Below are 12342 nucleotides of genomic sequence, written 5' to 3'. Positions count from 1 at the left end.
CAGTCGGCTCGACGGGTCAGACCGCCTGCTTGTCGGCCTCCCGCTCCGCCACCATGGTGAGCGCGATATCCACGATCATGTCCTCCTGGCCGCCCACCAGCCGACGCCGGCCGGCTTCCATGAGCAGGGTGCGGACATCGATTCCGTACCGTTCGCTCGCCGCCTCGGCATGCCGCAGGAAGCTGGAATACACCCCCGCGTACCCGAGGGTGAGCGTTTCCCGGTCCACCCGCACCGGCCGGTCCTGCAGCGGCCGCACGATATCGTCCGCGGCGTCCTGCAAGGCGAACACATCGCAACCGTGCTTCCAGCCCAGCACATCGGCGACGGCCACGAATGCCTCGATCGGCGTATTACCCGCGCCCGCACCGTGTCCCGCGAGGGAGGCGTCCACGCGACGCACCCCGTTCTCGACGGCGACCACGGAGTTCGCCACCGACAGCGACAGGTTCTCGTGCGCGTGGATGCCGAGTTCGGTCGCCGGGTCGAGAACGTCACGGTAGGCCAGGATCCGGTCCCGGACACCGTTCATGGTGAGACGGCCACCCGAGTCGGTGACGTACACGCAGTGCGCGCCGTAGCTCTCCATCAGCTTGGCCTGGGCGGCGAGCGCGGCGGGCTCGGCCATATGGCTCATCATCAGGAACCCCGAGACGTCCATCCCGATCTCGCGCGCGGTCGCGATGTGCTGGGCCGCGACATCGGCTTCCGTGCAGTGGGTGGCGACGCGCACCGAGCGCACACCGAGACCCCAGGCGCGCCGCAGATCCTCGGCGGTGCCGACACCGGGCAGCAGCAGGCTGGTCAGCCGCGCGTTCTTCAGGTTCGCCGCCGCCGCTTCCAGCCAGGTCCAGTCGCTGTGCGAGCCGGGGCCGTAGTTCACCGAGCCGCCGGCCAGCCCGTCACCGTGCGCGACCTCGATGGCGTCGACACCGGCGGCGTCGAGTGCCGCGACGATCCGCCCCACGTTCTCGGGGGTGATCCGGTGCCGGATGGCGTGCATACCGTCGCGCAGGGTCACATCCTGGACGAATACCGTCGGCGCTTCGGACGAGCTCATCGGGCGTTCTCCTTTTCTATCGAGAATGAGCGGGGGCCTGCGTGGTTACGCTCCCCTGCCGCCTGCGGGCCTGACCCGCTCATGCTGTGTCCATTGAGCACGAGCGAGGGCCCTGCGTGGTTACGCTCCGCTCCCGCCTCCGGGCCTGACCCGCTCATGCTGTGTCCATTGAGCATGAGCGAGGGCCCTGCGTGGTTACGCTCCGCTGCCGCCTCCGGGCCTGACCCGCTCATGCTGCCTGCTGGGTGTTCTGCGCGATCCGCTCGGCGACCTGCATGCCCGCCGAAGTCATGATGTCGAGATTGCCCGCGTAGGCGGGCAGGTAGTGCGCCGCGCCCTCGACCTCGAGGAATACCGACACCCGATGGGTCGGGAACGCGTCGTTGTCCTTGGCGAGCAGGGTGTGCACCGGCTGGTCCGGCGGAATCGGATCGATCTGCACTTCCTGCTTGAGCCGGTAGCCCGGCACATACGCGGCCACATCGCCGACCATCTTCACCACCGAGGCCTTGATCCGGTCGTGGGATTCCTCGTCGGGGGCGTTCACCAGGCAGAAGACCGTATCGCGCATGATCAACGGCGGTTCCGCCGGATTGAGGATGATCACCGCCTTACCGCGCTCGGCGCCGCCCACGGTTTCGATGGCGTGCGAGGTGGTCTCGGTGAACTCGTCGATATTGGCGCGGGTACCGGGCCCGGCGGACTTGGACGCGATCGAGGCCACGATCTCGGCGTAGGCCACCGGCACGACCCGCGATACCGCGGACACGATCGGGATGGTCGCCTGACCGCCGCAGGTCACCATGTTCACGTTCGGCGCGTCGAGGTGCTCCTCGATGTTCACCGCCGGCACCACGAACGGTCCGATCGCGGCGGGCGTCAGGTCGATGAGGCGTTTGCCCAGCGGCGCGAGGCGGGCGTGGTTCTGCTCGTGCGCCTTGGCCGAGGTCGCGTCGAAGATGATCTCGATCTCGTCGAAGTTCGGCAGCGCGACCAGCCCCTCCACCCCTTCGTGGGTGGTCGGCACCTTCAGGCGGGCGGCGCGGGCCAGGCCGTCGGACTCTGGGTCGATGCCGACCATGGCGCCCATCTCCAGGAACTCGGAGTGGCGCAGCACCTTGATCATCAGATCGGTGCCGATATTGCCCGATCCGATGATCGCGACCTTCGTACGTTTGCTGTTGTCACTCACTGGGAGACCTCCGAAGCGGTGGTGAACGAAGCCGTGACCGTCCCGAGGCCGGTGATGGCGGCGGTGACGGTGGCGCCGGGATGCAGCGGCCGCATCGGACCGAGCGCCCCGGACAGGATCACCTGCCCGGCCCGCAGCGGCTCACCGAAGGTGCGAGCCTGCTGGGCGAGCCAGGACAGGGCGTTGAGCGGGTCGCCCAGACAGGCCGCGCCGTTCCCGGTCGACACCTCTTCCCCGTCGATGCGCATGCTCATGGCGACGTCGACGGGTTCGAAGTCGTCGAGGGTCCGGCGCTCGGTCCCGAGCACGTAGAGCCCGCTCGAGGCATTGTCGGCGACGGTGTCGGCGAAGGAGATGTTCCAGTCGGTGATGCGGCTGTCCACGATCTCCAGCGCGGCCATCGCCTCGGCGACCGCCGCCCGGCACTGCGCGATATCGAGCGGGCCCTCGGCGAGGTCCGCGCCCAGCAGGAACGCGATCTCCGCTTCGGCCCGCGGCTGCAGCAGCCGGTCGATCGGGATGACATCCCCGTCGGCGTAGGCCATATCGGAGAACAGGACCCCGAAATCGGGCTGGTCGACGCCCAGCTGCTGCTGGACGGCCTGCGAGGTGGCGCCGATCTTGCGGCCGACCACCGTGATGCCCGGGGTGACCCGGGCGGCGTTGAACCGCTCCTGGATGAGGTAGGCGGTGGCGACATCGTCGGGGCTGATCAACCCCTCCCGTAGCGGCGCGCAGGTTCGGCGCGTCTCCGCGGCGGTGATCAGGCGTTGGGCTGCGCGGGCGACGATCGACTCGTCGACACCGGATGCGCTGTCGCTCGTGCTGTCGACAGTGGTGGCCACCACGACCTCCGTTCTCCTCTTCGATGGGGCTGCCAACCAGTGCACACCCGCAGCGGGGCAGCTGAACAGTAGAATGGTCCACTGACTGGACCACCCGCTCACGGAAGACCCCCATGCCGGAACCTCGACTCGACGCACGCTCCGTCCTCGGCCGGGCACTGCTGATCCTGGAAGCGTTCGGCGTGGAGGATCAGGCCGTGGGGCTGTCCGAACTCACCCGGCGCACCGGCCTCCCGAAGGCCACCGTCCACCGCATGGCCCGCGATCTGGTGGCCGCCCGGCTGCTCAGTTCGTCGCCCGACGGTTACCGGCTCGGGCGCGGACTGTTCGAGCTGGGCATGCGGGCGGCCACCGAGCGGACCCTGCTCGAGGTCGCCGTGCCCTTCCTCCAGGACCTCTTCGCCCGCACCCGGGAAACGGTGCACTTCGGCGTCCGCGACGGTGACGAAGTCGTCTACATCAGCAAGATCGGTGGACACCGGCAGGCCCGCGCACCGTCGCGAATCGGTGGCCGGATGCCGTTGTACTGCACCGCGATCGGCAAGACGCTGTTGGCGCACTCGGGCGCCGAGACGATCGATCGTGTCCTCGCGGGCCCGCTGCTCAGGCGCACCCCGCGCACAGTGGTCGCTCCGGGACTGCTGCGTGCGCAACTGTCACAGATCGTCGAACGCGGGCTGGCCTACGAGTACGAGGAGTCCGCGATCGGCATCGTCTGCGTGGCCGCTCCCATCCTCAGCGCCGACGATCAGCCGCTGGCGGCGATATCGGTCACCGGGCCGGTCAGCCGGTTCCACCCCGAGGCCCACGCGGCATCGGTACAGGCGGCGGCCGTGGGGGTGGCGTCCATCCTGGCCCGGCGCACCCCCAACCAGCCGTGAACAACCACCAGGCAAGTGAGCCGTCGGACCGGGCCGACACCCGGTGCCGTTGCGGAGGTCCAGCGATACGCCTGTTTCATGGCCGCTCCTCCCTTTCGCCGTGCCGCACGCTCCGGAAGATCACTGCAAAGGGTTCACCCACTTGATCTTCGGGAACCTGGCGAAATCGGTGTCGTTGGAAAAGATCTCGCCCTGATTCTCGATCGCATAGGCCGCGATCTGCGCATCGGTTGTCAGATTCCCAGCCGTTCCGATGTCGGTGAGCAGGTTCAACGCGATGCGCAAGTGACTCGGCCCCGGAACCAAGAGATCGACATTCGGCTGCTCCAGCCAGGTGTCCACGTATCCGACCGCATCCGCGACAGGTAGTGGTGACTCGAGCACACGGCCGCTGGTACCGATTCTCAGAAAACCGAATATGACTGGTTGAGTCAGCCCGACTCGCGTTGGACTGTTGAGTGCTTCCTCCCACCATTCACGCGCACGGGCGTGCTGCGGGAAACCGGAGACAACCGCGTAGAGCAGGAGGTTGACGTCCGGAATGATCACGAGTTACGCCGCGAGTTCTCGATGATCGCCTCATCCTCCAACTCATCGGCCAATTGGTTGAGCCGCGACGGATCGAACCCCGGGCGCAGGGCGGACTCGTGCGGAGTCAATCGGTAGGGCTCCTGCCGGGTGACGCGCGGCGTCAAGGCACGCCGGAGAGCATCGTTGATGATCTGTTTCCTGGAGAGGTGCTGACGACGACTGGCTGCCTCGATCAACTCGATCACGTCTTCGTCGATGGTCAGTGTGGTCCGCATGTATGACATCATGATGCCTAATTTATGGGTCGTCAAGATGCGCCTCATCCAGGCGCCGGCCGCTTCCAACCAGTTGCCCTCCACACAAAACCTGTCCTGAACCAGCGGGCGGGTCGATGCGTGCGGGAAATTTTCCCAACCGCACCGCGCGGGGTCGGGCCGGACTCGAACATCACGGCGAGCCAGACCATGGGCCCGATGCGACCAGGGAACAACTCGGCACTATTGCATGTTGCAGCTGGTGCCGTTACGGTTAGCGAAGTCTTCATCTCGTGGATGTAGGTGGACAACTCCCTCCCACAAGACTTCGCAATTCACCGCTCTCAGTGCTCGGATGCTGCCGACTCGACACAGCGTCCGCACCGGACGGATTCCAGCCGCGCAACGCGGCACCTACACGCACTCGGCAAGCACTGTGCGCAGCAAGCGGCACCTACGGCCCCACACCTCACTTTTCAGGAGAAAATCCATGCAGGACAATACTATTCACACACCGGACAACCCGACCGGAGACGGTCACACAGCGGTCACCGGTCTGCTCGACATCACCGGCAACCAGGCCGCACTGCGCGTCGACGGCTACCTGCCCGGACCGCGCGATGCGCAGGTGCCGCCGCGGCTGGTCCGCCAATACGGTCTCCGTCGCGGCGATACCGTCACCGGCGCGGTCGGACCCGAACGTGACGGCGGCAAACTGCCACCGCTGGTTCGGATCGACAGCATCAACGGCCTGCCGCCCGGCAATGCGAAGTCGCGACCGCACTTCGCCGATCTGGTCCCCCTCTATCCGCAGGACCGCCTGCGGCTCGAGACCGAACCGCACGAGCTGACCACCCGCGTCACCGATCTGATCACGCCGATCGGCAAGGGCCAGCGCGCCCTGGTGGTCGCACCGCCCAAGGCGGGTAAAACCTCTGTGCTGCAGTCCGTTGCGCACGGTATCGCCAAGAATCATCCCGAATGCCAGCTGATGTTGGTGTTGGTCGGCGAACGGCCGGAAGAGGTGACCGATCTGTCCCGGGCCGTACCCGCCGAGGTCGCCGCCGCGACCTTCGACCAGCCCGCCCGCGAACACATCGCGCTCGCCGAGCTGGCCATCGAACGCGCCAAACGCCTCGTCGAAATGGGCCGCGACGTGGTCGTACTGCTGGACTCGCTGACCCGGCTGGCCCGCGCGTACAACCTGGCCGCCACCGGGTCGGGCCGTGTCCTCTCCGGCGGCGTCGACGCCGCCGCACTCGCGCCGCCGAAGAAATTCCTGGGCGCCGCGCGCAATATCGAGAACGGCGGCTCGCTCACCATCATCGCCAGCGCCCTGGTCGAGACCGGTTCGCTCGCCGACACCGTGATCTTCGAGGAATACAAGGGCACCGGAAACGCCGAGCTGAAGCTCGACCGGCACATCGCCGACCGCCGCATGTTCCCCGCGATCGATATCGACCGGTCGAGCACCCGCAAAGAAGACCTGCTGCTCTCCCCCGACGAGCTCGCCGCCACCCGGTCGCTGCGCAAGACCATCGCGGGCCGCGACCCGCAGCAAGCGCTGGAACTCCTACTGACCGGTCTCCGGCAGACCGAGACCAACTCCGAATTCCTCACCCAGATCCGCACCGCGGGCCATCGATAACACTCAGCACCTGGACCGTGCGACCGATGATTCGATATCGGAAACGCAGGGGCGCACCACAGTGGTGCGCATATCGAAGCGCGCGTTGAGTACCGGCCGGTAGAGGTCCGCGGTGAACCGGGCCGGAACGAAGCCGTCGGGGCAGTGGTTCTCCAGTTCCCGGGCCAGGACACCGCACACACCGGTGCCGCTCAGGTTCGCCGGCGTCCACGGGCTGATCGCCAACTTCTCCGCGACGAGCTGATCACCCCGGCTGTCGAAGAAACTCACCATCTGCGGTCGATCCCCCTTCGGACCGTCTGTTCGAACTCCGGAGTGGAACACGTTACAGCCGCCGTCCTGACGTCGCGGCTTGTTCTAGCACTCGGTGCGGTGGACGACCTCATCACTCACGAACCGCCGATGCGGGAAGATCGGGGTATGCAGAGTGAACTCTTCGCCGCCGAGAACACAGCCCAGCCCGCCACCGCACCCGGGTTGACCGCGCAGAGCGCGAAATCGCTCAAATACGCGGTGAACGGCGAATGCCTGGCGCGGCAGGGCTCGATGGTCGCCTTCCGGGGCAATCTTCAGTTCGAGAAGAAGGGGCAGGGCGTCGGGAAATTCCTGCAGCGTGCGCTCACCGGCGAGGGCGTGCCGTTGATGTCGGTGCGCGGTCAGGGCGAGGCGTGGTTCGCGCATTTCGATCGGAACTGTTTCGTCGTCGACCTGGCCCCGGGTGACGCGCTGACCATCAACGGAAAGAACATCCTCGTTTTCGACTCGAGCCTGCACTACGACATCCGCATGGTGCAGGGCGTCGGCATGGCGGGCGGCGGGCTGTTCAACTGCGTTTTCTCCGGGCAGGGCCGGCTCGGGCTGGTCTGCGCGGGCACACCGATCATCATTCCGGTGCACCCGCAGGCACCGGTGTTCGTCGATACCGATGCCGTGGTCGGCTGGAGCGCGAACCTGCAGACTTCGCTGAACCGCTCTCAGTCCTTCACCTCCATGGTCCGCGGCGGTTCGGGAGAGGTGTTCCAGCTCCGCCTCGACGGCGAAGGTTTCGTCATCGTGCAGCCCAGCGAGGCCTGACCCGCCTGTGCTCGGTTGTCCGGCGAGAGCCCCAGGATGTCCGGGGTGTTCGAGGCCTTTCGTTCACCGAGCTCCAGGGTTCGGCGAACAAAGGAGTACTCGTGTCGCCGCGAATCAGATACTTCTCGGGGGCGTTCGCCGTAGGCAGAGCAGATGCGGGTGATCGGCGTCGTCGAGGGCGAGGGCAGCCGTCCACAGTGAGGCGTCGAAGGTTTCCGGGATCCGCCAGCGCTCGGGTGGCGTGGCCGGAACGTGCATCCGGACAGGGTCCAGTTCGGACAGGTGCCGAGACGCGACAGCCCACCACTGCCGACCCCGGGCATCGATAACGACGGCGACCAACAGGTCGTCGACACCGGGTAGCTGGTCGGCCGCCACGCGGACGCGCTCGGGAATATGCCGGTTCTCCGGACGGTCGGTGAGCTGATCGGCGAAGACGACGAACACCAGTCCGAAGCCGAACATGCCCGGGCCGAGGGCGTTACGCAGATCCGCGGCGCGCAGGTGCAGCGGATCGAGTTCGGAGTCGAGACGGTCGCCGGTGAGATCGACGGGCGCACATTCGGCATCGATACCGCCGTCCGCATAGCGGAACCCGTAGAGCATCGGCAGCATGGCGGTGGGCATCGTTAGGAGGAACCGCGCGGTGATCTCCTCGATGGATTCCGGATCGGGGTAGCGAATCGGTGTCATCCCGCGCTGTCCACCCAGGCTGCGTGCGACCAGAACTGATGGCGCACTGCGTCCCACAGTGGCGTCAGTTCGGGGAACCACTCCCGCATGTTCGCGAGGTCGGGGGCGGTCGCGGGACCGGTCGCGATGAGAAGGGCTCCGGCTGCCTTGTGCACCTGAAGGATTCGGATCGACTGCTGCGACCGGCACCAGGTGGCTCGCGCATCGCCGACCTCGGTGCAGCGAACAGACACAGGCTTTTTCATTGCGGAAGTTGGATATTGGACCGTCCAGCTCATGGAACCCGCCGTTCGGCGCCGAAGGCGCAGGCCCACGACGGCGGTTCGGTCAGTGCGAGGTGTACAGCCTCCCGGGTGGCCAGGCCGAGCATGTCGGCGAATTCTGCAGCTCCGCAAGCGAACTCGGCGAGCCGCAGAGCCGCTAATGCCTGGTATATGCCGAACTCATCGACGACATCCGTTTGATCGAGCAGTTGAAGTACCAGTATGCGCGTGCCCGGTCGTCAGCGCTCGACCGCCCGGCCTCGGCGAAACTCATCCAAGAGATCGAAAAGGCCATGGCATGAAGGGACTGTGCGTCGCCGGTCTGTGAAGATCGGCAGGTCAAGCGCTGGACTAGGCTGGCCGTTATGCGTTCGCGGTGGTTCAAGTCTTCGTTCTCGGGTTCGGAACATACATGTGTCGAGGTTCGGTTCTCCGGGAAGACGGCATTCATCCGGGATAGCAAATATCTGATGGATCCCCGTAACGATCCGGCTCAGCAGCCGGTGATAGAACTGCCGGTCTCTCGCTGGGAGGCCTTCCTCGTGAGTGTGGTCGGGCCAGCGCAATGTGCCGATCCGGCGCTGCCGCGCATCGCGTCCAGCGCGTTCGGTGTCTCGATGACCGCTGCGGAGACCACGTTGCTGTTCACAGTCGACGAGTGGGCGGCCTTCGTCGCCGGTGTCGCGATAGGGGAATTCGCGGCAGCGTGAGGGCAATCCTGAGCCGCTGGGCCTACGCAAGGTCTGGCACCGGCAGAGACTCTGCGTCGTCGTCCCCGCCGACATCCAGGCAGCAGCGGACGAAATCTGCTATGACCGGATTCGTCTCGGCGGCAGGGGTCCAAGCGACGCCGACCGCGCTGGGCGCGACACCGGTGAGCGGGCGGTAGGTGATTCCCGGGCGGGCGTAGAACCGGGCGCTGGATTCGGGTGCCAGCGCGACCCCGTACCCGTTGGCGATCGCACTGAGCCATTCGTCCGGCTGGTCGGTGACCGCGCCGATCCGCGGGACCCGGCCGTCCCGCTCGTCCACCCCCAGCCAGTAGTCCCGCCACTCCCCTGTCTCCCCCGGGGCCGCCACGAAGGACTCGTCGAGCAGTTCGCTGAAGGCGATCGTCTCCCGGTCGGCCAGCGGATGCGATGAGGACAGCGCCACCCAGCGCGGTTCGCTGAACAGCTCCCGTACCCGCAGTGCGTCCTGGCCTGGGAAAGGTAAGCGCAGGAGCGCGATATCGACCTCGCCGTCGTCCAGACCGCCGCTCGGATCGCCCCACGACGACTGCCGCATCTCGACCCGCCAGCCCGGCTGCCGCCGGGAGAATTCCGCGATGATCCGCGGGGTGGCCTCGTTCGCGGCGCTGGCCAGGAATCCGACCCGCAGCACCCGGGCGGCCATGGCCGCCGTATGGCGTGTCCGCTGGAGGGCCAGGTCCCAGCCGGTGAGCAGTCCCGGGGCGGCTTCGGCCAGCGTTTCCCCTGCCTCGGTGAGCGTCATACCGGCGCGCGACCGGACGAACAACCGCACGCCCAACAGGGTCTCCAGCTGTTTGATCTGCTTGGTCAACGCCGGTTGCGATACGTACAGCCGTTCGGCGGCGCGCGTGAGGTGTCCCTCCGCCGCGACTGCGGAGAAGTAGCGCAGCAACCTGGTGTCGATATCCATTCCATCAGGTTATGAATGCAGGTATTGGTGGGTTTCGGCAGGGCAGGGAAGAGTGGAATCGGCAACCGGCACACCGGACGCCCCCATGGCCGGACGCCCGTGACCGCCGCCCGGGATCCACGGCTGCGGCTCGTACCCACCGAACAGGAAGCGCAACAGTGCACACCACCTACCTCGTCGTCACCCTCGCGGCCATCGTCGCCAATGCCGGTATCGCCCTCGCCGATTTCGCCCGCGCGAAGTTCGTACTCGCCAACTCCGCCGAGGTGGGTGTGCCGCCGAGTTGGGTGCCGTGGCTCGCCACGATGAAACTGGCCGGCGCCATCGGGTTGTTGCTCGGCCTGCTGGGCGTGCAGGTCATCGGGATCGCCGCGGCGATCGGCCTCGTCCTGTTCTACACCGGGGCGCTCATCACCCATGTCCGGGCCCGCGTCTTCTACAACATCGCGTTCCCCGGCGGCTACTTCGCGTTGGCCCTCGCGGCAGCTGCCCTGGCCGTCGCACAGTGACTTCCCTTCGCCATGCGCCGCGAACTCTATGGGCGACGGGCTGCCGTACGCTCCGAGGATGAGCGAACACGTCGGCTACGCGAGATGCGGTCCGGCCGAGCCGGACCGCACTGCCCGCGGCCGCGAGCGGTCACGCGGAGGCGCGCGGTAACGTGCTGCCCTTCGTCTACCGCGTCACCAAATACGACCCCGCCGACCGCGATGAGCACGGCAGCTACGTCGGCACACAGGACACGCTGAGCGACCACGGGCCGGTCGAAGCCGCCTACCTGGAGGCGGTGGCCGCATTCGCCGAGGACTCCGGCGTCGAGCATCTGGCCATCCGCGAACCGGGGATCGCGCCCGGGTTCGCGCACTTCGGCTCGGAGCCCCCGATCGACGGCCACGGTCTGGCCGGACTCTTCCCGCCCGACCTCACCGGCTTCCACGACGGCGCGCTCGTGCCGGTCGCCGTCGGCCTGGAACTGATCCGGGCCATGCTCCGCGACAACGGCGCCTGGTGCCGGCTGGAGGTGGAGGGCTCGTTCGCGGTGCATGTCGGGTGGGATCAGTACGTCTACGTGGGCAGCGGCGAGCCGTGCGACCGAGCCCTGGGCCGAGTCCGCACGCTCGGGTTGTTCCCGGAACGAATGGACGCCTCCCCCTACGATCCGGATTTCGACGAGCCGGGCCTGCAGCGCCCCGCCGACGAGGAATTCTGGGCGATGTTGCGATGGCTCGCCCCCACGGGCCGGAGCGTGATCCTGGAGGAAGGGTTCGTCGGCAACGCGTCGCGCTGGCATCGCCTCACCGACGACACCCTCGACGCGGTCCGCGCCCAGCTGACGCCGCGTGCCGTGCTGACCGTCTGGCCGGAGCTGTCCACCGACGTCGGCGCGGTCCTGGCCGAGCTCCCCGACGAAGGTTCGGTCGAAATCGTCTGGGAGAACGAGAACGGGCAGATCACCGGCGTCATCGCCGACGAGACCGAATTCGCCGGACTGGTCGCCCACCTCGCCGGTGCGCGGGCCGCGGTCGCGCTGCCTCTGGACCTCGACAACCGCAGTCCCCTCTACACCGCGGTCCTACCGGACAGCGACGGCGTCCTGCGCGCCCGGTGGCGGACCGAACCCACTCCCAGGGACCTGGCCTGGGCTTTCATGAAGACCCTGCGCCGCGGCCAGATCGTCACCGGCACGGTGACCCAGATCGCCCCCTTCGGCATTTTCGTGGATATCGGCGGCTGCACCGGGATGGCCAACCTTCCCGAGCTGTCCTGGAAGCGCATCGACCATCCCCGCGATGTCTTCGAAGTCGGCGGGATGGTCACCGCCGAGATCCTCTATGTGGACATGGTTCGCGAGCAAGTGCAGCTGTCGGTGAAGGCGTTGGCGGACTGCTGGGTGCACTGTCCCCATCGAGTCGGCCAGATCGTCCCGGCCCGAGTCACCGAACTCGGTGCGTCCGGCGTCTTCGCCGATATCGGGGACGGACTCGAGATCCACATCCCGCTCGCCGAACTGACCGACGACCCCGGTGCGAAACCCGAACAGGTCGTTCGAGCGGGCGCGGTGATCGCCGTGCAGATCCTGGACATCGACCGTGCGCAGCGGCTGATCACCCTCTCGCATACCCGGGCTCTCGCCGACGGCTCGGGGACACACCCGCTCGCCTGACGACGGGCGGGACCTGCTCCGCCGCGAGCTCGGCCGGCTGCGGGCGCGGCGGTGACCGGAAGTACCGCGCGAGAA

General features: G+C 67.3%; 15 protein-coding genes. 6 read left to right on the top strand and 9 right to left on the bottom strand.

The features are described from left to right. Nucleotides 1-16 precede the first annotated feature (16 nt). The 3 genes from dmpG to OG804_RS29665 all read right to left on the bottom strand — a co-directional run bounded on the left by dmpG (nucleotide 17) and on the right by OG804_RS29665 (nucleotide 3097). Nucleotides 17-1060, bottom strand: a complete 1044-nt coding sequence (gene dmpG / locus OG804_RS29675; protein ID WP_328391932.1) for a 4-hydroxy-2-oxovalerate aldolase — start codon at nucleotides 1058-1060, stop codon at nucleotides 17-19. A 229-nt stretch (nucleotides 1061-1289) separates the two neighbouring features. Continuing rightward, nucleotides 1290-2252, bottom strand: coding sequence for an acetaldehyde dehydrogenase (acetylating) (locus OG804_RS29670; RefSeq protein WP_328391931.1), 963 nt, complete (start codon nucleotides 2250-2252; stop codon nucleotides 1290-1292). Next, nucleotides 2249-3097, bottom strand: coding sequence for a 2-keto-4-pentenoate hydratase (locus OG804_RS29665; protein ID WP_442941669.1), 849 nt, complete (start codon nucleotides 3095-3097; stop codon nucleotides 2249-2251). Before OG804_RS29665 ends, OG804_RS29670 begins: the two co-directional genes overlap by 4 nt. Nucleotides 3098-3210: 113 nt before the next feature. Here OG804_RS29665 and OG804_RS29660 point away from each other — a divergent pair, with 113 nt between their 5' ends. After that, a complete protein-coding gene (locus OG804_RS29660) occupies nucleotides 3211-3978 on the top strand; it encodes an IclR family transcriptional regulator (RefSeq protein ID WP_328391930.1) in 768 nt (255 codons plus the stop codon). 120 nt (nucleotides 3979-4098) lie between these two features. Here OG804_RS29660 and OG804_RS29655 read toward each other — a convergent pair whose 3' ends face one another. Then, nucleotides 4099-4527, bottom strand: a complete 429-nt coding sequence (locus tag OG804_RS29655) for a type II toxin-antitoxin system VapC family toxin (protein ID WP_328391929.1) — start codon at nucleotides 4525-4527, stop codon at nucleotides 4099-4101. Beyond that, nucleotides 4524-4784, bottom strand: coding sequence for a CopG family transcriptional regulator (locus OG804_RS29650; RefSeq protein WP_328398823.1), 261 nt, complete (start codon nucleotides 4782-4784; stop codon nucleotides 4524-4526). The genes OG804_RS29655 and OG804_RS29650 overlap by 4 nt, the downstream gene beginning before the upstream one ends. Nucleotides 4785-5253: 469 nt before the next feature. Between OG804_RS29650 and OG804_RS29645 the strand changes: the two genes are divergently transcribed. Beyond that, nucleotides 5254-6411, top strand: coding sequence for a transcription termination factor Rho, short form (locus OG804_RS29645; RefSeq protein WP_442941668.1), 1158 nt, complete (start codon nucleotides 5254-5256; stop codon nucleotides 6409-6411). Between the two features lie 3 nt (nucleotides 6412-6414). Here the strand turns inward: OG804_RS29645 and OG804_RS29640 are convergent, their stop codons facing one another. Next, nucleotides 6415-6684, bottom strand: a complete 270-nt coding sequence (locus OG804_RS29640; RefSeq protein WP_328391927.1) for a hypothetical protein — start codon at nucleotides 6682-6684, stop codon at nucleotides 6415-6417. A gap of 147 nt (nucleotides 6685-6831) precedes the next feature. Between OG804_RS29640 and OG804_RS29635 the strand changes: the two genes are divergently transcribed. After that, complete coding sequence (locus OG804_RS29635; RefSeq protein ID WP_328391926.1) at nucleotides 6832-7485, top strand: AIM24 family protein; 654 nt, start codon at nucleotides 6832-6834, stop codon at nucleotides 7483-7485. A gap of 114 nt (nucleotides 7486-7599) precedes the next feature. Here OG804_RS29635 and OG804_RS29630 read toward each other — a convergent pair whose 3' ends face one another. After that, a complete protein-coding gene (locus OG804_RS29630; RefSeq protein ID WP_328391925.1) occupies nucleotides 7600-8178 on the bottom strand; it encodes a hypothetical protein in 579 nt (192 codons plus the stop codon). Further along, on the bottom strand, nucleotides 8175-8411 hold the full coding sequence (locus tag OG804_RS29625; RefSeq protein ID WP_328391924.1) for a hypothetical protein: 237 nt from the start codon (nucleotides 8409-8411) through the stop codon (nucleotides 8175-8177). The genes OG804_RS29630 and OG804_RS29625 overlap by 4 nt, the downstream gene beginning before the upstream one ends. 395 nt (nucleotides 8412-8806) lie before the next feature. Here OG804_RS29625 and OG804_RS29620 point away from each other — a divergent pair, with 395 nt between their 5' ends. Beyond that, nucleotides 8807-9151 carry a DUF397 domain-containing protein gene (locus tag OG804_RS29620; RefSeq protein WP_328391923.1) on the top strand — a complete coding sequence of 115 codons (345 nt, stop codon included), beginning with the start codon at nucleotides 8807-8809 and terminating at the stop codon, nucleotides 9149-9151. 22 nt (nucleotides 9152-9173) lie between these two features. On the opposite strand, the gene OG804_RS29615 is transcribed toward OG804_RS29620, so the two are convergent. Then, nucleotides 9174-10103, bottom strand: coding sequence for a LysR family transcriptional regulator (locus OG804_RS29615; RefSeq protein WP_328391922.1), 930 nt, complete (start codon nucleotides 10101-10103; stop codon nucleotides 9174-9176). A gap of 158 nt (nucleotides 10104-10261) precedes the next feature. On the opposite strand from OG804_RS29615, the gene OG804_RS29610 reads away from it, so the two are divergent. Both OG804_RS29610 and OG804_RS29605 read left to right on the top strand, forming a co-directional pair. Further along, nucleotides 10262-10612 carry a DoxX family protein gene (locus tag OG804_RS29610; protein ID WP_328391921.1) on the top strand — a complete coding sequence of 117 codons (351 nt, stop codon included), beginning with the start codon at nucleotides 10262-10264 and terminating at the stop codon, nucleotides 10610-10612. Nucleotides 10613-10764: 152 nt separating this feature from the next. Further along, on the top strand, nucleotides 10765-12267 hold the full coding sequence (locus OG804_RS29605) for a S1 RNA-binding domain-containing protein (protein ID WP_328391920.1): 1503 nt from the start codon (nucleotides 10765-10767) through the stop codon (nucleotides 12265-12267). The last annotated feature ends 75 nt before the right edge of the window (nucleotides 12268-12342 follow it).

It is taken from the genome of Nocardia sp. NBC_00416 (genome assembly GCF_036032445.1).
GTDB lineage: Bacteria > Actinomycetota > Actinomycetes > Mycobacteriales > Mycobacteriaceae > Nocardia.
The sequence above is the reverse complement of the archived record's forward strand: the minus strand, read 5'-3'. Positions and strand labels throughout refer to the sequence as shown.